This is a genomic window from Helicobacter anseris, from assembly GCF_003364335.1.
GTDB classification, from domain to species: domain Bacteria; phylum Campylobacterota; class Campylobacteria; order Campylobacterales; family Helicobacteraceae; genus Helicobacter_H; species Helicobacter_H anseris.
The window spans coordinates 56,328-79,166 of the sequence record NZ_NXLX01000005.1; the positions used below are offsets into that span (position 1 = coordinate 56,328).

The window sequence follows — 22,839 nt, forward strand, 5'->3', positions numbered from 1 at the left end:
TGCTCCTATTTAAAGATTTGTTTATTATAGATTTTTGCCGGATACTTATTTTCAAGAAAATGCATAAGAGTTTTGTCAATAAATTGAGATTTTGTATCTTGAACCAATTTTATTAAATTGTCCGGTATATCTTGAGGTAAAACTTGCTTGGTAATCCGATAAAGAAAGGCTCTGGAATCTAGCATTATAATACCTTGGGTGTTTTGTGAAGCAAATATTTGATGTATGATAAATTGCACTTGATTCTTATCCAACTCTTCTATGGATATAGGATTTAAGTTGTTGATTGTTATCACCTTTCCACTAAAAGAGTCTAATTGTTTTTGCGCTTCTTCTTTTAGTTCTTCAAATTGAAGAGATTTTTCCAATGTGCTTACGACTTCTTTTTTTGCTTCCTGAAGGGTTTTAATGCTTTGAGGTTTAAAATTAAGTATTTCGCCTATAATGTAGAAATTTTCATTATAAAGAGTTGGCTTTATAAATCCATTTTCAGGAGTATTGCTTAGCTGATTGCTCAATTCTTCGCTAATATTCTGATTGATAGAAATTACTATCTCTTGAGATTTTAAGTTAGAAAATCCTTCTTCTTTAAGTTTTTGATTCATTTTTATAGCTTGCTTTTTTGCTTCTTGTAATTGAAAATCATATTGCACTTTTTCCTTGACTTTCTCAAAAGATGGTAATTCTCCATTTTCATTAAGATAAAGTGTTTTGTCTTCATTGTAGAATTGTTGTAAATCCTTAAGTGTAAAAGGTTGTTGTCTGATATCTATCAAGACAGCTTTAATTTTGGCTTCAGCATCTTTTTTATACTGTTCTTTATTTTTTTCCCAAAAATCTTGAATTTGCTGAGAAGTAATCTTTTGTTTTAATGGAGAAGTTTCTATCATTTTATATTCAATAGTATCTGTTAGCTGAATTGTTGATCCAATAGTTTTTTGTTCTAATTCTGTGATATTGGGTGAAAATAATGTGAGAAGTTTTTGAATGAGTAGGGCATCTTTGATGGATTGTTCAAAGAATTTTATAGATAAATTATTTTCTTTCAAAAGTCTGCGATAGATTTGTTCATCAAATATACCTTGATTTGAGAAAAAAGTTTTATCTTGAGTAATTGTCGTGATTACTTCTTGATTGCTGACGCGTAAGCCAAGATCATATGCAAAATTTTGTAATTGTGCTTTTTGTATGAGTTGTCGGAGTGCAATTTGTTCAATACCAAAAGATTTGGCTTGTTCTAGATCTAGCTGACCGCCAAGAAGTTGATTATATTCGTTAAAAACTCTTTGATAAGAATTTTGAAATTCTTGCTGGTTTATTTTAATTTTTCCTACTTTGGCTATATTATCTCCAGTGAGCGAAAAGCCACTTGGATTCCATCCAACCATTCCAGCTGAGATAAGTGCAATGACACTAATCCAAATAGTCACAACTAGATATTTTTTATGTTTTTGCATCCATTCCAACATCAAATTACCTTAAATTCTTGAAATTTTCCCAATTTTTGATGTTGTGATTATAACAAAAACCCTAAGCAACTGAATGAAAAAATGTGCAAAAATAGATACTTAGTTTCAATGCATTGCAATGATGTTAGGTTTTATAGTATAATTTCTAGAATAATTTGGTTTGCTGTATTTTAGGAAAAACTAGGATTTTTAAGGAAGTGCTTTAAATGAGAAATGGAGAAATTAAACGGGTTTTAGTAAAGTTTTCTGGTGAAGCTATGGCTGGTGCCAATGGCTTTGGGATAGATTCTGAGATTTTGCGCTATATTGCAGGTGAGATAAAGCTTTTAGTTGAAAATAATATTGAAGTAGGCATTGTGATTGGTGGAGGGAATATTATTAGGGGGGTAACTGCTTCAGCTGGGGGTATTATTAGACGTACAAGTGGTGATTATATGGGGATGCTAGCAACTGTTATTAATGCTGTGGCAATGCAGGAGGCATTAGAGCATATTGGGCTAGATGTTCGTGTTCAAAGTGCACTAGAAATTAAAGAGATTTGTGAGAGTTATATTTATCGTAAGGCTATTAGGCATCTTGAGAAAGGACGCATTGTTATTTTTGGTGCTGGAACAGGAAATCCATTTTTTACAACTGATACTGCTGCTACGCTTAGAGCTGTTGAAATTGGTGCGGATATGATTATTAAGGCAACAAAAGTTGATGGTGTTTATACAAAAGATCCAAATAAATTTGAAGATGCTAAAAAGTTAGATGTTTTAAGCTATGATGAAGCAATGCAAGAACATATCAAAGTTATGGATGATACGGCAATTGCGCTTGCTAAAGACAATCGTCTTCCAATTGTTGTGTGCAATATGTTTAGGGAAAAGAATTTGTTAGAAATTATCAGAGATAATGCTGGTATATGTTCGATTGTGAAATAAAATACATTAAAAAATCAAGGAGAATGAAATGAGAATGGAAGAAATCGTTGCAAAGGCTTTAGAGAAGACATCAGATGATAGGTATGTATTGGCAAATATGGTTTTTGCTCGTGTTAAACAATTAGAAAATGGTGCAAAACCTCTAGTTGATGTAAATATAAAAGTAGAAAAATTATCAGATATTGCGATGATGGAAATTGCAGAAGGAAAAATCAATTTAGAAAAAATAGGGTAATACTTCATTGGATTTTTTTAACAATCTTAAAAAGATTGACAAGATTCAAGATGCTATTGATATGCTTCATAGGGTTGCAGATGTTACCCTTAAGATTCAAGGTGCTTTAGATGTTGCCATAAAATATCACAAGAATCAAAAAAGAAAAAGTGGCGAACCCTATGTAATTCATCCTATTTGTGTAGCAAGTATTGTTGCTTTTTATGGCGGTGATGAGGCTATGATTTGTGCTGCATTGCTGCATGATGTAGTTGAAGATACTGAATATCAAATTGATGTTTTGAGGGAAACTTTTGGTGATGATGTTGCTAATCTTGTTGATGCTTTGACAAAAATTTCTGAAGTACGCAAAGAAGAATTAAATACCAAGACTTCCGAGAAGCTTTTAACTACTGCTTTGTCTTTTAGAAAAATGCTTATTGCTGCTGTAAAAGATTCTAGAGCATTGGTTATAAAAATAAGCGATAGATTGCATAATATGCTTACATTATCTGCGCTAAATGAAAAAAAGCAAAAAAGTATTTCTGAAGAAACTTTGGTTGTTTATGCTCCTATAGCACATCGTTTAGGAATCTCTTCGATTAAAAATGAACTGGAAGATAGGGGTTTTTATTATTTATTTCCTCAAGATTATCAAAAAATTAAGGACTACTTAGAAAAAAATAATCAGCCTTTTGCCTTAAGACTGCATCAGTTTATTGAAAAAATCCAAAGCTTATTATTAAAAAATGGTTTCTTGGAAAATGATTTTAAGATTGAAAGCAGAGTTAAAAGACCTTATTCTATTTATTTGAAAATGCAAAGAAAGGGCGTTAGTATCGATGAAGTATTGGATTTACTTGCGATACGAGTAATTGTAAAAGATGATTTAAGTTGCTATAGGGTTTTGGGGCTGATGCATAGGACTTTTAAGCCTATCATGTCAAGATTTAAGGATTATATTGCATTACCAAAAGAAAATGGTTATCAAACTATCCATACAACACTCTTTGATCAATCTCTAGTGTATGAGATACAGATTCGAACATTCGATATGCATAAAAGTGCGCAATATGGGGTTGCAGCACATTGGAAATATAAGAGTGGTGGCTTGGCTCCAAATATGGACTGGTTGCACAATTTTGAATATCAAAATCACTCTATTGAAGAGTTTTATGAACTTGCAAAAAATGATCTTTATCAAGAAGATATTGTGGTTTTTTCACCAGCAGGAGATACTTATACTTTGCCTGTTGGTGCTGTTGTGCTGGATTTTGCCTATGCGGTGCATACAGAAATAGGAGATAATGCTTCTAAAGCATATATCAATAATCAAAAAGCATCTTTGTTGCAAACGCTTAAAAGTGGAGATATTGTGCGAATTGTGACAAATAAAAATGCATTACCAAAGTATACATGGATTGATGAGGTAAAAACATCTCGTGCAAAGAGTTGTTTAAAAGCTCAAAGACAAAATCGTATTAGAGATATTGAAAAAAAGAGTGCTATCAATATGCTTGCTAGTTTTTTTAATAAACACCATAAGGCATTTGAGAGATTTTTGGCAATCAAGGGTATTGCTACTCAGAATCTTTGGAAGATTACACACGATAAAAATTTTTTATTTGAAACAATAGAAAATATAAAAGCAAAAGTTTTTGAGAATAAAGGATTGTTTGCAAAATGGCGTTTTAATCTAATCAAACTTAAAAGTTTTGTTGTAGAGAGATTTGTGATTTACTCAACAAAAGGGGTTAATGAGGTTTTGTTTGATTGTTGTTGTCATCCAAAATATGGTGATGAGATTTTGGGGGTTTATAGCAATCAGCGTGTGGTTGTCCATCATAAGCTTTGTGATAGATTGTTTGAAGAAATACACAAAGGTTCAGCGATTGTTTTGGTAGAATGGGTACAAGATAAATTGCCATCATTTAGGGTTGTGGTTGCTCTTGAGGATAAAAAAGGAAGTATTGCGAAGTTTTTAACTACTCTTGCGCAAAATAACTGTAATATTACAGGTTTAAATTATGCGGCATATAAGAATCAGTTTCTAGTGCATTGTGAAATTATTTTTGAAACAGAAAAAAAGTATGTTAAGAATATAAAAGATATTTTGTTTAATCAATATAAGATTATTGATTTTGAAAATATGCAAGATGCTTATCAGGATTAAGGAGGTTTGATGCAAAATAGTGAGATAGCATTAAGAGTTCAAGAGGCTATGCTAGAGATCAAGCGTGGTAGTGTTGAATTGATAGGGGAGGAGTATATTGCCAGTTTGGTGCAAAAATTTTTTGAAACACAGGAGCGCTTTGTTGTCAAAGCAGGTTTTGATCCTACAGCCCCAGATTTGCATTTAGGTCATACGGTTTTAATTCAAAAATTAGCGACTTTTCAAAAGTTTGGGGGAAAAATAAAATTCTTAATTGGTGATTTTACTGCTAGGATAGGGGATCCTACAGGAAAAAGTGAAACTAGAAAACCTCTAGAAGCTCAAGAAGTAGAGCAGAATGCAAGGACATATCAAGAACAAGTTTTTAAAATTTTAGATCCTAAATACACAGAAATTTGTTTTAACTCAAAGTGGCTAAATGAACTTGGATCTGCTGGAATAGTGCAATTAACTTCAAAATTTTCTGTTGCAAGAATGTTAGAGAGGGATGATTTTGAAAAAAGATATAAAAATAATATGCCAATTAGTGTTGTAGAGTTTATTTATCCGTTGTTGCAAGGCTATGATTCAGTAGCTTTAAATTGTGATATTGAACTTGGTGGAAATGATCAAAAATTTAATCTTTTAATGGGTAGAAATATGCAAAGAGCATATGGTCTTAAAAAAGAACAATCCATCATGACAATGCCTTTGCTAGAAGGGTTGGATGGTGTAAATAAGATGAGCAAAAGTTTAAAAAATTATATTGGGGTTACTGAAGAATCTCAAGTAATGTATGCTAAAATTATGAGCATTTCTGATGTTTTGATGTGGAGATATTATGAATTATTAAGTCAAAAATCTCTTAGAGATATTGAAGCATTAAAAGAGGGTGTAAAAACTGGAGTTTTGCATCCAAAAAAAATTAAAGAAGTATTGGCTTTGGAAATAACTGCTAGATATCATTCTGATAATTTGGCACAAGAGGCAAAAGAAGTTTTTGATAAAATTTTTACAAAAAAGTCAATTCCTGATGATATAAGAGAATTAAGTTTTGATTCTGGAGAATGGATTTGTAAAATTTTGGTAGAAGCAAAAATGTCACCTTCTACATCACAAGCTAGAAGAGAAATTAAGGCTGGTGCAGTAAAATTAAATCAAGAAAAACTTTTTGATGAAAACTTTAAGTTTTCTCAAGGAGAATATATTTTACAGCTTGGAAAAAGACACTTTTTGCGTTTAAAAATTAATTAAAGGGAAAAATAATGATAACAACACTAAAACCTCTTAAGATTGGTAAATATACGATTAAATATCCTATTTTTCAAGGGGGTATGGGAGTTGGGATTAGTTGGGATGAATTGGCAGGAAATGTTTCTAAATGCGGAGCTTTAGGGATTATTAGTGCTGTTGGAACGGGATATTATAAAAAATTACAGTTTATTGAAAAAATTGTCGCTTCAAAACCCTTTGAGGCTATAAATTTTTATTCCAAGAATGCTTTGAATGAAATTTTTAAAAATGCAAGAAAGATTTGCGGTGACAGCCCCTTAGGAGCAAATATTTTATATGCAATCAATGAATATGGTCGTGTAGTAAGAGATGCTTGTGAAGCTGGTGCAAATTTTATTATTACAGGTGCAGGATTGCCTACAAATATGCCAGAATTTACAAAAAACTTTCCTGATGTAGCTTTAATACCCATTGTTTCTTCTGCAAAAGCTTTAAAAATTTTATGTAAAAGATGGAGGGATCGTTATGATCGCATACCAGATGCAGTTATTGTAGAGGGACCATTGAGTGGTGGGCATCAGGGTTTTAAATATGAGGATTGTTTTAAGGAAGAGTATCAGCTTGAAAATATTGTGCCATTAGTAGTGGAGGAAGCAAAAAATTGGGGAGAGATACCAGTAATTGCTGCTGGAGGTATTTGGGATAGGCAAGATATTGATAGAATGATTGCTTTGGGGGCTAGTGGAGTGCAGATGGCTACAAGATTTTTGGGAACATATGAGTGTGACGCAAAAGCGTATGCGGATATATTACCTTCTATAAAAAAAGAGGATATTGTTTTGGTGAAATCTCCAGTAGGATATCCTGCAAGGGCTTTAAATATAGGGGTTTTAGAGAGATTAAAAGAAGGCAATGCACCAAAAATAAGATGCATCAGTAATTGTGTTGCTCCGTGTCAAAGAGGTCAAGAAGCCAAGCTTGTTGGTTATTGTATTGCTGATAGTTTAGGTAAGGGGCATTTAGGAGATGTGCGAGAGGGACTTTTTTTTAGTGGTGCAAATGGATATAGGGTTGAAAAAATATTACACGTAAATGAATTGATTGAGGAATTGGTCAAGGGATAAATGTGCGTTTTATTGCTTGTTTAATTTTGTTTGGTGCATTTCTTGTTGCATCAAACTTGAAAGTTATGCAAGTAGTTCCTTTTGGGGCAAGTAGTCTTAAACTTGTTTTTAATCAAAAAATCCAGCAAAAAGATTTAAAAGAGAAGAAAATAGGAGGTTTCAAAAGCTTTTTGGAAGTAGAAGCCGCACTTATTCCCTTTGCAAAAAAAAAATATGATTTTTCAAATCAGGTGCAAATTATTGTTGCACAAAATACCCCGAAAATTATTCGTATAGTGATTGTAGGAAATAAAAATATTTCTTATAAAACAAAAATAGTAGAGAAAACACTTTATATTAGTTTTGTTGATGAGATACCACTGCTACAGGAAAAAAGTGCTACAAAGACTATGCCTACTATTTTAGAGAAAAAAAACCAATTGAATAAAAAAGCATATAGGGTGGTGATTGATCCTGGTCATGGTGGTAAAGATTGTGGTGCTATGGGGGTTACAAAAATTTGTGAAAAAGTTATTGTTTTGAGTGTTGGAAAAATTTTGGAACAGGAGTTAAAAAAAAGGGGTTATGTGGTATTTATGACACGCAATAGTGATGTGTATGTTGATTTAAAGAAGCGCACAGAAATGGCAAACGCAAAAAATGCTGATTTATTCATCTCAATACATGCAAATTCTGTCGCAAAAACTTCTAGCCCAGATTCTCAAGGGGTGGAAACTTATTTTTTATCCACAGCAAGGAGTGAAAGAGCCAAAGGTGTTGCAGAGCAAGAAAATAAAGGTGATGTAGAAACAATGAATTACTTTTCTAAGCTTTCTTTTTTAAATACATTAAATTCTCATCGTCTTATAGCATCTAATAAACTTGCAATTGATATACAGATAGGCATTTTAAGGGAGTTGAGAAAAAAATATGATGGTGTAGTTGATGGTGGTGTAAGAGAGGGCCCATTTTGGGTTTTAGCAGGTGCCTTGATGCCTTCAATACTTATTGAGATTGGATACAATTCTAGCCAAATAGAAGCAAGGCGTATTAGTGATAAAGAATATCAAAATGCCTTAGCAGTAGGAATTGCCAATGGTGTTGATAGTTTTATTGCAAAAAATTTTTGAGTTTTTAAATGATTAAAGCCATCGCATCTTATGTTTTTTTCTTTTTTTTAGTTTTTGCAATACTAGGGATTGTGGTATCAGAAGTAAGTCAAACTTTTTCTCAATTATTTTTTTTGTTATGTAAAGATGGTTTTGCTTATGATTTAATTGCTAATACTGTTATTTTCCTTGTGGTGTTTTCTGCAATAAGTTATTTGATAATATCAAATATGAAAAACAAGGGAGACTTTGTAAAATCTTTTATTGCAAGTTTTATTGCCTTTTTATTTTTATTTGTTTGGGTTTTTGTAGTGAGTGCCCCAGATAAAGACTTTATCAATACTTTACATTTTAATTCTTATGAGCTTGTATATCTTGATTTCTTTGCTCTTTTGGAAGTGAATTATTTTGAGATTTTGCTCTCTAGTTTTATTTATTGTTTTTTCATTTTGTGCCCTTTGGGATTTTTGGCTTTAAATTGGCATTTTAATGCACAAAAATCTTTGCATCTTGTTGCACATAAAATTTTTCCTTCAATCAATGTATGTATTTTATTTATTATTGCTAATGCCATACAGCCTTATTACGATAAGGCAAATTTTTATCTTTATGTAGATTTGTTTGCTTTTTTGCTTTCTTTATTATTGCTTTTAATTGTTTTTGTAAAAAAGAAATATCTCTTTAGATTCTATGAATATGCAAATTTATTATTTTTAATTGTTGTGATTTTTATTGTTTTGTATTGTTCAAGTGTTTTGGCTAGGGCTGATTATTATAATGTTCGTTATTGCTTTTATTTGCTTGCATTTTTATCATGGTGTTGTGAGTGGATGTTTGAAGATTTTGTTAAAGAATGAAAACGCATAGGCTTTTGGATTTGTTTAAAAAGTAATTCTCTGTAGAATCTTTGAAGCCCTAAAAGTTCTTTTTTGCCTATTTTATAGTAAATATTTTTGAGATACCTTAAGATATATTTTTTGTCAATTTGGCTTTTTGTTTCATATTGCTGAAGTAAGTAGTAAGGAATTTTTATTTTTTTTTGATTAAATTCAAGAGAGATTTTTTCATAGAATTTTTTATGTTTATTGAAACATAGTCTCCCAAAAACAAAAGGAAGTTGGTGTTTTTGAAACCATATTTTTCCCATGTCAATATGTTCTTTTTCTTGATAGCGATGCAAAAGAGCTCTATCGCCAATAAGCACTTCCCCTTTTAGCTTCAAAACTTCACAGAGTGCATTTGATGTAGCAGATTGATAGTCTTTTTTTGAAGGATTTGGAAGTAAAATAACACTCCATACATCACCTTTTGCAATAATGCCACTTTTTGTGGCAAGTTTTTTTTGATGTGCATAATATCCAGCAATGGAAGAAATAAAACCAGCATCAATTCTTCTAAATAAAAAATCTTGATTTAATCTTGCAGGATAAGACTTGTGTAAATATAAAAATTTTTTAAAACCAGAGGTAGTGGGATAAGATTTGATAAAAATGTCAAATGGAGCAAGATTGAGATAATCTATTTTTCCAAAACGCATAATAAATCCTCAAAAAAATTTGTTAGCATTTTAGGAAAAAAAAATCATATTAGGGTTAATTTAGGATAAAGAAGTATGTCGTTGTTGAGTTTGATAAATATAAGCAAACAATTTGATCATAAAATCATATTAAATCAAGTTAATTTTTCTCTACAAGAAGGTGAGAGGGTTGCAATTATTGGAAAAAATGGAAGCGGTAAATCTACCTTAATAAAAATTATTTCTAGAGATTTAGAGTGCGATGAGGGAAAAAGAGTTCTTAAAAATGATTTAAAAATTGTTACTTTAAGTCAAAATATAGAATTTCCTCCATTAAAAACAGTTTATGAAGTTTGCCAAGAAGCTTTAGAAGACTTGAGATTTGCACATGAAAAATTAAAGGAATTAGAAAAAAAACTCTTGCAAGATCAGGATAATAGGTTATTGCAAGAGCAAGCAGAGGCAATAGATTTTATTACGCAACACAATGCATGGAATCTAGAAGAAAAAATTCATGATATTTTAGAAAAATTTTTTCTTTATGAGTTAAAAGATCGTATAGCAAACTCTCTAAGTGGAGGAGAGCAAAAAAGACTTTCATTGGCTACTACTTTGGTGAAGAAAGCAGATGTATTTATTTTAGATGAGCCTACAAATCATCTTGATGTAGAAAGTGTAGAATTTCTAGAAGAACAAATTTTATCCCTAAAGGCAAGTATTGTATTTATTAGCCATGATCGTTATTTTATTGATAGACTTGCTCATAGAATCATTGAAGTGGATAAAGGAGGGGTGCAAAACTTTATTGGGGGATATCAAAATTATCTCAAAACAAAAGAGCAAATGTTGCAAAATCTTGCCAAGGAGCATGAGAATTTATTAAAACTTTTAAGAGTAGAAGAGGAGTGGCTTAGTAGGGGGGTGCAAGCTAGAAGAAAGAGAAATGAGGGGAGAAAAGCCAGGGTATTAGAACTTAGACAGAAGGCAAAAACAAATCCAAGCTTAATTAGAACAATGCGTTTAGAGTTGCAGAGGGAGCAAAATAAAATAAAAGAGAATCAACCAAAAAATAATAAAAAAGTCCTCTTTGAATTAGAAAATTTATATAAAAAAATTGAAAATAAGATTCTCTTAGAAGCTTTGAATTTGCGAATTTTGCAGAGAGATAAAATAGCAATTGTAGGAAAAAATGGAAGTGGTAAATCTACTTTATTGAAAATTTTATTAAGACAAATACCCTATGACAAGGGAAATTTGAAAGTTGGAGAGCATATTTCCATTGGATATTTTGATCAGCAAAAGAGTTTTTTGGATGATGAAAAAACATTGCTTGAAACATTTTGCCCAAATGGAGGGGATCATGTAGATGTTTATGGAAAACATATTCATGTCTATGGGTATTTAAAAAATTTTTTATTTCCAAAGGAGTTTTTAGATCAAAAGATTGGAAGTTTAAGTGGGGGAGAAAAAAATCGCGTTGGGTTAGCTCTACTTTTTACAAAAGCTTATGATTGCTTGATTTTAGATGAACCAACCAATGATCTTGATATTCAAACAATAAATATTTTAGAAGAATATTTACAAAAGTTTCAAGGTAGTATTATTTTTGTAAGTCATGATCGTTATTTTGTAGATAAGATTGCAGATAAGTTGTTGATTTTTAGTGGAAGGGGTATGGTGCAAGAAAGTTATTTTACTTATAGTGAGTTTTTAGATATTCAAAAAGAAATAAGCGAATATGAGAATTTAGAAATACAAATACAAGAAGATGAGCAAAGTAAAATTATTAAGTCAAAAAAAATACAAAGTAAGCTGAGTTATATGGAGCAAAGAGAGCTTGATTTACTTCCATCAGAGATTGAGACTTTGGAGCAAAAAATAAAAGAAATTGAAGATGAATTATCAGATTTGAATAATTATGAAAAAAAAGATATTAGCTCATTAGCCTTAGAATTACAAGAAGCTAAAAATACCTTAGAAAGCAAGTTGGAACGCTATTTTGAACTCGAAGAAAAAAAGAGTAATTTTTGATTTTTTTGCTACAATACACTTTATTTTTTTGGAGTATTTTTTAGGAGAGCTTTGATGTTTTTTGCAAACAAAATGAAAGATGAATTTTTAAAATTAAAGAGTAGAAATGATTATTTAGAAAGTGTAATTGTAGCTATTAGAGAGTGTATGTCTGGAATTATTTTACAACCAAATGGTGTAATTATTGATGCAAATAAAAATTTTGCAAATATGCTAGGGGTGAGCGAAGAGTATTTACGAGGTAAAAATTTTGAAGATTTTTTACACCCAGTATTTTTAAGATCCGCAGAATATAGCAATGTGTGGAAGGAAGTTCAAGAAGGACACACAAAAACTCAAGTGATTCGATGCTCTAGAAGAGATGATGCTGATTTGTGGTTTGAGGCAAATTTTTTACCTATATCTGGAGCTAATAATCAAGTTGCAAGAATTGTGATTTTTGCATCTGAGATTACTCAAAGACGCAAGGAGCAGTTAGATTTAAAAGGAATCGTGAATGCTGTAGATCGTTCCATGGCTTGTATTGAATTTGATTTAAATGGCAAGATTTTAAATGCAAATGAAAACTTTTTAAGAACAATGGGATATAGTCTTGATGAAATCATAGGTAAGCATCATAGCATGTTCTGTAATACAGAATTTGTAAAATCAAAAGAATATTCAAAATTTTGGGAGGATTTAAGATCTGGTTCTTTTCAATCTGGACTTTTTAATCGCATAGCAAAAGATGGAAAGGTGGTTTATCTTGAGGCAAGCTATAATCCAATTTATAATATTGATGGAAAGATTTATAAAGTTGTTAAATTTGCTTCTGATGTTACACAGCAAATTGAAAGAGACAAACAAAAGAATAAACTTGCTTCAGAGCTTGCGCAACGAAATGATAAATTAACTTTTGATGGAAAAGAAGTGATTGAGAGAACAGCACAAAATGTAAGGCATATTGCCCAAACAATGCAGGCAAGTTCAGATTTGGTTGTTTCTTTAAATGCACAATCAGATGAAATTAAATCTATCATTCAAACAATTAAAGATATTGCTGATCAGACAAATCTCTTGGCATTAAATGCTGCAATAGAAGCTGCAAGAGCTGGTGAGCATGGAAGAGGTTTTGCAGTTGTAGCTGATGAGGTTAGAAAACTAGCAGAGAGGACAGGTCGATCTATCACTGAAATTACAACAACAATCAATTCTATCAGAGATGTAACTTCACAAGTTGTAGAATCTATTAAAGTATCAATTAGTGAGGTGGAAGATAGCGTAAAACTTGCAAATGATGCAAAAGAGTTTATGGATAAAATTCGTGCAAGTTCTGAGGAAGTTGCAAATGCAATTTCTTTGCAATAAATTAGGTTTTGATTGTGGAAGATAGATTTACTCGCACACGCTTTTTATTCGGAGATAATTTTGAGCACTTTAAAAAAAAGAGTGTTGTTATTTTTGGAGTAGGAGGAGTAGGAGGTTTTGCTATTGATTGCCTCTATAGAGTAGGTATTGGAAATATCACTATTGTGGATAAGGATGTTTTTGATGTTACAAATCAAAATCGTCAGATTGGCTCTCATCAAATTGGAGAAGCAAAAGTCAAGGTTTTAGCTCAGATGTATAAGGGTATTGAGCCTATTCAAGCTTATGTAGATCAAGCATTTATAGAAAATTTTGAATTTGAAAAATATGACTATGTAGTTGATGCAATTGATGATATACCTGCAAAAGTGATGCTAGCAAATCGTTGCAAAGATTTTTCTTATGGGAGATATATCAGTTCTACTGGGAGTGCAAAAAAGATTGATCCTTTGTTTATCAAGGTAGATAATATTTGGAATGTTTATGGGGATAGATTTGGTAGGAAGCTTAAAGAGGAATTGAAGAAAATAAAATTTAGGGGGAAATTTAAGGCAATTTTTAGTCCAGAGGAACCAAAGTGTAAGGTTTTGGGAAGTTTTAGTGCCGTTACTGCAAGTTTTGGTTTGCAAATAGGTAGTGAAGTAATTAAGGATATTTTAAAAAATATTCATAAATAAGATAAGGAGTATAAACTTGAATTTAGCAATAAATGATAATTTTTTCTTTTTGAAGAAACTATGTGATGATTTGCGTATTTTATTATTTGAAGATGATGAATATGATAATCAAGAAGATGTCTTTGAAGATGATGAGGATGAAAATCATGGATATTATAATGGTTATGATGATGATGATTACCAAAACCCAGATTCTGATTATGAAGATGAGTAAATAAGTGAAAGTATCTCTTATACAACATTCTTTTAAGCAATCAAGAGAAGCTACGATGAATTTTATAGCTTCAAAGATTAAAGAAAGTGCTTTAAATGGTGCTAAGCTAGTGATTTTGCAAGAGTTGCATAATACGCAATATTTTTGCCAAGAAGAGCTAGTAGAGACTTTTGATTTGGGTTGTTTTTTTGAAGAAGATATAAAGTTTTATGCAGATTTAGCAAAGCAATTTCAAGTAGTTTTAGTAAGCTCTTTATTTGAAAGGCGTAGTGCTGGTCTTTATCATAATACTGCAGTAGTTTTTGAAAAAGATGGTAGCATCGCAGGAAAATATAGAAAAATGCATATACCTGATGATCCAAATTTTTATGAAAAATTTTATTTTACACCAGGGGATTTGGGATTTGAACCTATTGACACAAGTGTTGGAAGACTTGGAGTTCTGGTGTGCTGGGATCAATGGTATCCAGAGGCTGCGCGTATCATGGCATTAAAAGGTGCTGAGATATTAATTTACCCTACGGCAATAGGGTGGTTTGAGAGTGATAGTACTGAAGAAAAGAATAGACAAAGGGAAGCTTGGATTGCAGTCCAGAGGGGACATGCTATTGCAAATGGTATTCCTGTTGTTGCTGTAAATCGTGTGGGATTTGAGGCAGATAAGATAGGTGGGGGGATTTTATTTTGGGGCTCTTCTTTTGCTTTTGGGGCTCAGGGTGAGATATTAGCACAAGCAAGTAGTGATAAGGAAGAGGTGCTTTATATAGATATTGACAAAAGGCGTAGTGAAGAGGTTAGAAGAATTTGGCCTTTTTTAAGAGATAGGCGTATTGATAGTTATGGTGAGATTTTAAAAAGGTATTGTGATAAATAATATGCTATTGCTTGCAAATCCTGCGGTATTATCAATTTTTGTAATGATAATGCTTTGTTTATTACGTTTTAATGTATTTTTATCCATAGTGGTCGCTTCTCTTGTTGCTGGAGTTGTGGCACAGATAAAAGTGATTGAAAATTGGAGTTTTGAGAATCTTGGTGCAAATTTGCATACTTTAGAAAGCTCTATCATCAATACGATGAAAATGATGATTGAGGGAATGAGTGGGAATTTATCCACGGCTTTAAGCTATGTTTTTTTAGGTATCTTGGCTGTTGCTATTAGTAAAGGTAATTTAACAAAAGTGCTAATTTATAAGATTTCCTTATGGGTCAATAAGAAAAATACTTTGTTTTGTTTTTTAATTGCTTTTGTTGCTTGCTTTTCACAAAATCTTATTCCTATACATATTGCATTTATACCAATCCTAATCCCTCCACTCCTAGGTGTAATGAATCTAATGAAGCTTGATAGGAGGGCTGTGGCTTGTGCTTTGGCTTTTGGACTAGAAGCTCCTTATGTTTGTATTCCTGTTGGTTTTGGATTGATTTATCATACAATCATCAAAGAGCAGATGATAAAAAGAGGTATTGATGTTAGCATAGCAGATATTGCAAGTGTTATGTGGATAGGTGGTCTTGCTATGCTTGTTGGTTTGGTTATTGCGGTTTTAATTTTATATGCAAAACCTAGAGAATATGATAGTAAGCAGATTGAAGAAAAATTTGAAATTTTAGAAAATGTCACATTGCAAACAAAGGATTATTTGGCACTATTTAGCGCAGCAATTGCTTTTGTGGTGCAGATTTTAAGCTCTTCTTTACCACTTGGTGCATTTGTAGGTGTGATGTGTATGATACTTTTTGGCGTCATTAAGTGGAAAAGTATGGATAAGATTGTAGAAGATGGCGTTGTTTCTATGGCATTTATCGCTTTTGTAATGCTTATTGCTTCTGGTTTTGGTGCAGTTTTAGATTCTACAGGCGGAGTTAAGGAGTTTATAGAAACTGTGGCTAGTATGGTAGGAGGGAAATTTGGTGGAGCATTGCTGATGTTAATGGTAGGATTGTTTGTTACGATGGGTATAGGAACTTCATTTGGAACATTGCCTATCATTGCTACATTTTACTGCCCATTGTGTATGGAGCTTGGTTTTGGAATCCCTGCTACAATCTTACTTTTAGGGATTGCTGGGGCTTTAGGAGATGCTGGTTCCCCTGCAGCTGACACTACTATTGGACCTACAATGGGTTTAAATGCAGATGGCAAGCATAATCATATTTGGGATACTTGTGTGCCTACTTTTATTGCTTTTAATATACCTCTTTTGATTTTTGGTCTTATTGGAGCATTGATTTTAGGTTGATTTTCTATGCTTTTCTTGCATAGATTTAATCTGTGCAAATACAATTGCGACTGCTTCAAAAAGACTTCTAGGAATAGGTTCTTCCAAATCCACCTGTTTATAGAGTGCTCTGGCTAATTTTGGATTCTCAATAATTTCTATATTATGTTCTCTTGCAATGCCTTTGATTCTAATAGCAAGATGATCCACTCCTTTGGCAACAACAACAGGAGCGGGATCTTTTTCAGAGAAGCGTAATGCAATTGCATAGTGTGTAGGATTTGTGACTACAACATCTGCAGATGGAATTGCACTCATCATTTTTCCTACAGTATTTTTCATCATAATTTGACGGATTTTTGCTTTGACCTCAGGATTACCTTCTTGTTGTTTATACTCATCTTTTACTTCTTGTTTGCTCATACGCAAAGATTTGATGTATTGATATTTTTTGATAAGAAAATCAGACATTGCCATTACAAAAAATAAAATCAATAAAACTGCAATCAGAATCAAAGCCTTATCTCTCACCCAAATCATTTGTGAAAAAAGATTAAACATAGCTACTTGTGGGATTTGTTGTAAAAATAAAAGTAATAATCCCCCTCCTAAAATAAATGCAATAAAAACTTTAAGTGTAATCAAAATCCCATCTAGAAGTTTTTTTAAAGAAAAAATATTTTTTAATCCTTTAATAGGATTAAGTTTGCTAAGTTTTGGTTTTAATACTTTGGGTGCTAGTAAAAAACCAAATTGGGCAATATTCCCAATAATACCCGCAAGCATAAGTGCAAGAAATATGGGTAAGAGCATAAGTGCTATACGCCATAGCAATATCAAAAAAAGATTGAAAATATTATTAAAAGTAAAGTCGGTATTAAAAAATTGTAAGCAGGTAATATAAATCCCCTCAAAATTATTAAGCCAAAAGGGAAAAAGAGCAAAGATAGTAAAAATCCCTACTATAAATCCTAAAAATGCAACAATCTCAGGACTTTTTGCGACATTTCCCTCTTCTCGCGCTTTTTGTATTTTTCTAGCAGAAGGGGCTTCTTGCTTTTCTTGTTCATCAGCCATTTGTTATTTCCTTTAGTGCCAAGAGATATTGTTCTTGTGTATTGAGATTGAAAAATTCTGATTCTTGGTGATACTCCAAAGAGCTTACTTGGCATTGTTCAAAAAGTTTGGATATTTTGTATTCTTGATTTTGAAGGCACTTTTTAATTAAAGGGATTGTTTTTTTATGCCAAATGGAGGTGAGAAAGTGCTTGTTTTTTGGTGTTTTTGCAAAATGTATCAAAGATTGATTGGGCATAGAATCTATGAGTTTTTGAATATTAGAGAGTGTAATAAATGGCGTATCTACACAAATAAAAAAGATTCTTTCTGTATGTAGTGTTTCAAAGGCATTTAAGATTCCAAAAAGAGGAGAAAAAGAATCCTGGTTTTCTTTGAGTAGGGGGAGGTTTTCATAAGATTTTTTAGCACTGATATAAACTTCTTTAAAAAGTGAAGACATTTTATTGTATTGGTATGTTATAAGAGATTGATTTTTAAAATTTAAAAGTGCTTTATCGCTGCCCATTCTTGAGCTTTTTCCACCGCATAAAATCACACAAGGGAGTTGCAAACTATATCCTTTTTTGATTAAAAAAATAATTGTATGATTATAGGATTTTTAGAGCAATTTTTAGAACTAATAATCGTTATACATATATTTATATAAGGTTGTAAATGTTAAAAGATACTTTTGGAAGAAAGATAGATTATATCAGGGTTTCTGTGACTAAACAGTGCAATTTTCGTTGTCAATATTGTATGCCAAATACTCCTTTTGATGCTTTTGATAAAGATGAATATATTCCATTAGATAATGTATTGGAATTTTTGAAAGTGGCTATAGATAATGGTATTAAAAAAATTCGTATCACCGGAGGGGAACCGCTTTTAAGAAAAGATTTGCCTGATTTTATAGCGGCATTGCGAAACTACTCCAAAGAAGTGCAACTCGTTCTTACAACTAATGGATTTTTGCTCCAAAAGAGTGCCAAGATACTCAAAGAATCTGGCTTAGATCGTATCAATATTTCTTTAGATTCTTTAAAACCTGAACGCATTGTGCAAATTTCTAAAAAAGATGGTCTAGAAAATGTTTTAGCAGGAATACAAGAAGCGCTAAAATATAATTTTGGTTTGAAAATCAATACTGTGGTAATGAAGGGCATCAATAGTGATGAGATTTTAGATTTATTTGATTATGCCAAGCATAGAAATATCACTATTAGATTTATTGAATTTATGGAAAATATTCATGCAAATCACAATCTTTTGGGATTAAAAGAAAAGGAGATTTTAGAGATTATAAAAACAAAATATGATTTTGAAACAGCAAAAGATCAAATCATTGGCCCAGCAAAGCTTTATTCGTGTAAAGATGGATATCAATTTGGTATTATTGCACCTCATAATGATGATTTTTGCCAAACTTGCAATCGCATTAGACTTACTGCTGATGGTATTATTTGTCCATGTCTTTATTATCAAGATAGTGTTGATGCTAAAGAGGCTTTGCTTTCTAAAAATCCACAAAAACTTCAATCTGTTTTAGAGCAAGCAGTCTATAATAAACCAGAAAAAAATCAGTGGGATACAACTATGGAGGCAGATAAGATTTCTGCTAGAGCTTTTTATCATACAGGTGGTTGAGATGGATTTATTACAAAGGGTTTTAAAAAAAGAAAATTTAAATGCTCAAGAGTTAAGCAAGCTTTATGACTATGATATTTTTACTCTAGGGCAAGTTGCAGATGGATTGCGTAGAGAAAAATATGATAACAAGGTATTTTTTAATATGAATCGCCATATAAATCCCACGAATATTTGTGCAGATGTTTGTAAGTTTTGTGCGTTTTCTGCTAGTAGGAAGAATCCTAACCCCTATGAAATGAGTATTGATGAGATTGTTTCTCAAACAATCAATGCTTATAAGAGAGGAGCAAAAGAGGTACATATTGTTTCAGCACATAGCCCTAATTATTCTTATGAATGGTATTTGGATATGTTTAGTGCGGTAAAAAAAGCAGTGCCTCAAATACATCTTAAAGCAATGACAGCAGCGGAAGTGGATTTTTTGGATAGAAAATTTAATAAGGGCTATCAGAAAGTTTTGGAAGATATGGTAAAGGTTGGGGTAGATTCTATGCCTGGTGGAGGTGCAGAAATTTTTGATGAAGAAGTGAGAAAATATATCTGTAAGGGCAAGGTAGATTCAAAAAGATGGCTAGAGATACATCACTATTGGCATCAATTAGGTCGTATGAGTAATTGCACGATGCTATTTGGGCATATAGAAAACAGAGTGCATCGCGTTGATCATATGTTGAGGTTAAGAGATATTCAGCAGGATAAAAATATTGTAGATTCCAAACAAGGAGGCTTTAATGCCTTTATACCCCTTGTGTATCAAAATCAAAACAATTTCTTAAAAATTGAGAATTTCTTAAGTGGGCAAGAAATTTTAAAAACTATTAGCATTGCAAGAATCTTGCTTGATAATATTCCTCATATAAAAGCCTATTGGGCGAGTTTGTCGTTAAATTTGGCATTGGTGGCTCAAGAGTTTGGTGCAGATGATATGGATGGAACAATTGAAAATGAATCAATACAATCAGCTGGCGGTGCAAAAAGTAAAAATGGAGTAAGCAAAGAAGAGATGATTGCACAAATAAAAAATGCAGGTTTTAGGGCTATTGAACGCGATAGTCTTTATAATGAATTGCAAGAATTTTAAGATAAAAGGAGAGGTGATGAAGCATTTTAGAAAAGTAAAAGATTTTGCAATGATTGGTGGTTTGAGTGCGATGGTGGTATTTGCATTGCAGGGGTGCGATAATAATGCAAACAATAATGAAACTCAAATGCAACAAAGTATTAAAAAAGGGGCTTTTGTTTTACTAGAAGAGCAGAGCAATGGAAGTTATAAAATTTTAGAGGAATATCCTAGTAATTCAACTCATATTGTAGTAAGAGATAAACAAGGTAATGAGAGAGTTTTAAAACCTGAAGAAATTGACGCACTTATCAAAGAAGAAGAGAGAAAGATTGAGAATAATACAAGTGAGCTAACTTCTGGTTCTTCTCAAGGATTGGGGCTTGGGGGTGCTTTGCTTGCAAGTGCAGCAGGTGCTATTTTGGGAAGTTATATTGGTAATAAATTATTTAATAATCCTACCTATCAGCAAAATCAACAACGCACTTATAAATCACCTCAAGCTTATGAGCGCAGTCAAAATAGCTTTAAAAATACTAATGCAAATGCTACAAAATCCCCAGCAAGTAATGCAAAAAGTGGCTTTTTTAAAAATAATTCTACTCAAAGTGCAGGGAGCTAAAAATGCAAGTAGAAAAAATCAAACCTTTAAGCAATGAGATTTTAGAAGAAATTGGATTAGAGTGGCATAGTGATTTAGATAATACGCCTTATATTGAAGATGAGCTTGTGGTTGTGAGCAAAGAAGAAGCTGAGAGATTCTATGAGGCAGGTAATGAGCTTTATGACATGTATATTGAGGCAGCAGAATATGTGATAGAAAATGATTTATTTTTTGAGCTAGATATACCTAATTCTATTGTCCCGATGATTAAGCAAAGCTTTGAGGAAGATATTCATTGGCATTTATATGGGAGATTTGATTTTGCTGGAGGACTTGATGGAGCACCGATAAAACTTTTAGAATTTAATGCTGATACCCCTACAATGCTTTATGAAACTGCAGTAGTGCAATGGGCATTGCTTAAGGCAAATAACTTTGAAGAATCTGCACAATTTAATAATCTTTTTGAGAGTATCGGGGAAAATTTCAAAAGAATGATAACGCTTGGAGGAGATACAAGTTCATTTAATGAGCTTTATGAAGGATGGAAGATTTTATTTTCTAGTGTGCGAGGCAATATAGAAGAAGAGAGAACCACAAGATTTTTGCAAGAAATAGCACAATCTGTAGGTTTTAATACAAATTACGCACCTATTGATGCAGTAAATTTCTCTGCTACAGATGGGGTATTTTATGAAAATCAAAATTATGAATTTTTGTTTAAATTGATACCTTGGGAAAATATAGCTATTGATGAGCCAGAGCTTGCCTCTTTGATGCAAGCAATGATGGAAAATAAAAATACCATTTTTCTAAACCCAGCATATACGCTTCTTTTTCAAAGCAAGAGAATGCTAAAGATTCTATGGGATTTGTATCCAAACCATCCATTGCTACTAGAAAGTAGCTTTGAGCCACTAAAAAACAAGAAACAGGTCAAAAAGACAGCATTTGGAAGAGAGGGGGCAAATGTAGAAATATGGGATAAGGATGGAAGTATTATTTGCCAAAATGATGGGATTTATCAAAATCATAAGCCTGTATATCAAGAATTTTGTCCTTTAAATACAAATGGAGATTTTTATTATCAACCTAATGTATTTTTTGCTTATGAATCTTGCGGATTAGGCTTTAGAAAAGGTGGTCTGATAATTGATAATTATTCTAAGTTTGTGAGTCATAGATTAAAATAGGATATTTTATTTGTAAATAAAATGCATTTTAATCCAGATTTTTTAGAAAAGACGCAATACTTTAGCAAAGAAGAAATAAGAGCAATTGATAATCATTGTGATTTTTAATTTATCTTTGATTTTATCTATGCTACTGCAAAGATTGAGGGAAATTCCTATACAAAAATGGAAACCCTCTCATTATTGCAAACAAGAACAACAGCAGGCTATAAACCTCTTAATGATGCCATTGAAATACTCAATATTCAAGAAGCTTTTAATTTTATTGTGGATTATACACCAGAGATAAATAAAACAACAATCAAAGAATTACATCAAATACTCTCTAAAGATTTACTTCCAAAATCAGCACAGGGTAAAGTAAGAGACAAAAAAGTATATATTAGTGGAAGTGATTATATCCCCTTATCAAATGCAGACCAGCTAGAGATACAAATGGACAAAATCTTGCAAAATTATCATCAGATAAAAAATCCTTTTGATAAGGCAATTTATATTCATAATAATGTGGCTTATTTGCAATACTTTCAAGATTGCAATAAAAGATTATCAAGAATTTTACAAAACCTTAGTTTAATCAAAGATAAGAAGATGATTTTAAGTTTTACAGATTTAAATAAAAAGAAAATCGATACTTATAAAAGTGCTTTGATAGCTTATTATGAAAAAAGCGATGAAAAAAGATATAAAAAATTTTTTATTAAAGAACAACAAAAAAATTTTCTTTCTTTTCCCTCTCCAACCACCACTTAAACTAAGGAGTTTTGTTATAAAACTTTAAGATTTGATTTTAAGATTAAAGAGTTTTGTTATTTCTCTTTTATCTTTTAAGCTTAAAGTATTGTTTTATTTCTTTTTGTTTTAGTTTGTTTAAAACAAAAAAATTATAAAGTGAAAAGTAAAAAATAAAATAAAAAATATAAAAATGTTTAAGTGGTGGCAGGAGAAGGAAAAATCTTTGTTTGTTTTCTTCTTCTGCTTAGTTTTAATTAAAAATACTTTTTAATACTTTTAATTAATACTTTTAATTTCTTTTTTAATTATTATTCTTCATACTTCT

General features: G+C 31.7%; 21 protein-coding genes and 1 pseudogene. 18 read left to right on the forward strand and 4 right to left on the reverse strand.

What is annotated here, in order from left to right; all coding sequences use genetic code 11:
* Window positions 1-5: 5 nt before the first annotated feature.
* Window positions 6-1,469, reverse strand: coding sequence for a peptidylprolyl isomerase (locus CQA57_RS03200; protein WP_115578793.1), 1,464 nt, complete (start codon window positions 1,467-1,469; stop codon window positions 6-8).
* A 206-nt stretch (window positions 1,470-1,675) separates the two neighbouring features.
* Between CQA57_RS03200 and pyrH the strand changes: the two genes are divergently transcribed.
* Genes pyrH through CQA57_RS03235 form a run of 7 tightly spaced genes read left to right on the forward strand, consistent with a single transcriptional unit; the run spans window position 1,676 to window position 9,063 of the window.
* Window positions 1,676-2,395, forward strand: a complete 720-nt coding sequence (pyrH, locus tag CQA57_RS03205; protein ID WP_115578794.1) for a UMP kinase — start codon at window positions 1,676-1,678, stop codon at window positions 2,393-2,395.
* A 28-nt stretch (window positions 2,396-2,423) separates the two neighbouring features.
* Window positions 2,424-2,630, forward strand: coding sequence for a DNA-directed RNA polymerase subunit omega (locus tag CQA57_RS03210; RefSeq protein WP_115578795.1), 207 nt, complete (start codon window positions 2,424-2,426; stop codon window positions 2,628-2,630).
* A gap of 7 nt (window positions 2,631-2,637) precedes the next feature.
* Window positions 2,638-4,782 (forward strand): RelA/SpoT family protein, encoded by a 2,145-nt coding sequence (locus CQA57_RS03215; protein ID WP_211305534.1) that lies wholly within the window; start codon window positions 2,638-2,640, stop codon window positions 4,780-4,782.
* 24 nt (window positions 4,783-4,806) lie between these two features.
* Entirely contained in the window at window positions 4,807-6,015 is a 1,209-nt protein-coding gene (tyrS, locus tag CQA57_RS03220; RefSeq protein ID WP_115578816.1) for a tyrosine--tRNA ligase, read from the forward strand.
* Between the two features lie 11 nt (window positions 6,016-6,026).
* The gene (locus CQA57_RS03225; protein WP_115578796.1) at window positions 6,027-7,118 is read left to right on the forward strand and encodes a nitronate monooxygenase; all 1,092 of its coding nucleotides are present in this window, start codon (window positions 6,027-6,029) and stop codon (window positions 7,116-7,118) included.
* Window positions 7,119-7,120: 2 nt separating this feature from the next.
* Entirely contained in the window at window positions 7,121-8,227 is a 1,107-nt protein-coding gene (locus CQA57_RS03230; protein WP_245941843.1) for an N-acetylmuramoyl-L-alanine amidase family protein, read from the forward strand.
* Window positions 8,228-8,235: 8 nt separating this feature from the next.
* Window positions 8,236-9,063: a hypothetical protein gene (locus tag CQA57_RS03235; RefSeq protein WP_115578797.1), complete on the forward strand. Its 828-nt coding sequence runs from the start codon at window positions 8,236-8,238 to the stop codon at window positions 9,061-9,063.
* Here the strand turns inward: CQA57_RS03235 and CQA57_RS03240 are convergent.
* Window positions 9,063-9,743, reverse strand: a pseudogene (locus CQA57_RS03240) (MqnA/MqnD/SBP family protein); the annotation flags it as partial. The gene CQA57_RS03235 and the pseudogene CQA57_RS03240 sit on opposite strands and share 1 nt — an antisense overlap.
* Window positions 9,744-9,818: 75 nt before the next feature.
* Here CQA57_RS03240 and abc-f point away from each other — a divergent pair.
* Genes abc-f through CQA57_RS03270 form a run of 6 tightly spaced genes read left to right on the forward strand, consistent with a single transcriptional unit; the run spans window position 9,819 to window position 16,234 of the window.
* Entirely contained in the window at window positions 9,819-11,753 is a 1,935-nt protein-coding gene (abc-f, locus tag CQA57_RS03245; protein ID WP_115578799.1) for a ribosomal protection-like ABC-F family protein, read from the forward strand.
* A gap of 54 nt (window positions 11,754-11,807) precedes the next feature.
* Entirely contained in the window at window positions 11,808-13,100 is a 1,293-nt protein-coding gene (locus tag CQA57_RS08300; RefSeq protein WP_115578800.1) for a methyl-accepting chemotaxis protein, read from the forward strand.
* Between the two features lie 14 nt (window positions 13,101-13,114).
* On the forward strand, window positions 13,115-13,777 hold the full coding sequence (locus tag CQA57_RS03255) for a ThiF family adenylyltransferase (protein ID WP_245941844.1): 663 nt from the start codon (window positions 13,115-13,117) through the stop codon (window positions 13,775-13,777).
* A 16-nt stretch (window positions 13,778-13,793) separates the two neighbouring features.
* Window positions 13,794-13,991 carry a hypothetical protein gene (locus CQA57_RS03260; RefSeq protein WP_115578802.1) on the forward strand — a complete coding sequence of 66 codons (198 nt, stop codon included), beginning with the start codon at window positions 13,794-13,796 and terminating at the stop codon, window positions 13,989-13,991.
* Between the two features lie 4 nt (window positions 13,992-13,995).
* Complete coding sequence (locus tag CQA57_RS03265; protein WP_115578803.1) at window positions 13,996-14,865, forward strand: carbon-nitrogen hydrolase; 870 nt, start codon at window positions 13,996-13,998, stop codon at window positions 14,863-14,865.
* A gap of 1 nt (window position 14,866) precedes the next feature.
* Entirely contained in the window at window positions 14,867-16,234 is a 1,368-nt protein-coding gene (locus tag CQA57_RS03270) for a Na+/H+ antiporter family protein (RefSeq protein ID WP_211305535.1), read from the forward strand.
* Here CQA57_RS03270 and flhB read toward each other — a convergent pair.
* Together flhB and mobA are read right to left on the reverse strand one after the other, a co-directional pair.
* Window positions 16,226-17,290 (reverse strand): flagellar biosynthesis protein FlhB, encoded by a 1,065-nt coding sequence (flhB, locus tag CQA57_RS03275; protein WP_115578804.1) that lies wholly within the window; start codon window positions 17,288-17,290, stop codon window positions 16,226-16,228. The genes CQA57_RS03270 and flhB overlap by 9 nt on opposite strands.
* Entirely contained in the window at window positions 17,283-17,843 is a 561-nt protein-coding gene (gene mobA, locus CQA57_RS03280; protein ID WP_115578805.1) for a molybdenum cofactor guanylyltransferase MobA, read from the reverse strand. The genes flhB and mobA overlap by 8 nt, the downstream gene beginning before the upstream one ends.
* 104 nt (window positions 17,844-17,947) lie before the next feature.
* Here mobA and moaA point away from each other — a divergent pair, with 104 nt between their 5' ends.
* The 5 genes from moaA to CQA57_RS03305 all read left to right on the forward strand — a co-directional run bounded on the left by moaA (window position 17,948) and on the right by CQA57_RS03305 (window position 22,532).
* A complete protein-coding gene (moaA, locus tag CQA57_RS03285; RefSeq protein WP_115578806.1) occupies window positions 17,948-18,919 on the forward strand; it encodes a GTP 3',8-cyclase MoaA in 972 nt (323 codons plus the stop codon).
* 1 nt (window position 18,920) lies between these two features.
* Window positions 18,921-20,003, forward strand: coding sequence for an aminofutalosine synthase MqnE (gene mqnE, locus CQA57_RS03290; RefSeq protein WP_115578807.1), 1,083 nt, complete (start codon window positions 18,921-18,923; stop codon window positions 20,001-20,003).
* Between the two features lie 13 nt (window positions 20,004-20,016).
* Window positions 20,017-20,604, forward strand: coding sequence for a UPF0323 family lipoprotein (locus CQA57_RS03295; RefSeq protein WP_211305536.1), 588 nt, complete (start codon window positions 20,017-20,019; stop codon window positions 20,602-20,604).
* Between the two features lie 2 nt (window positions 20,605-20,606).
* Complete coding sequence (locus CQA57_RS03300; RefSeq protein WP_115578809.1) at window positions 20,607-21,779, forward strand: glutathionylspermidine synthase family protein; 1,173 nt, start codon at window positions 20,607-20,609, stop codon at window positions 21,777-21,779.
* A gap of 165 nt (window positions 21,780-21,944) precedes the next feature.
* Window positions 21,945-22,532, forward strand: a complete 588-nt coding sequence (locus CQA57_RS03305; RefSeq protein ID WP_115578810.1) for a Fic family protein — start codon at window positions 21,945-21,947, stop codon at window positions 22,530-22,532.
* Window positions 22,533-22,839 lie beyond the last annotated feature (307 nt).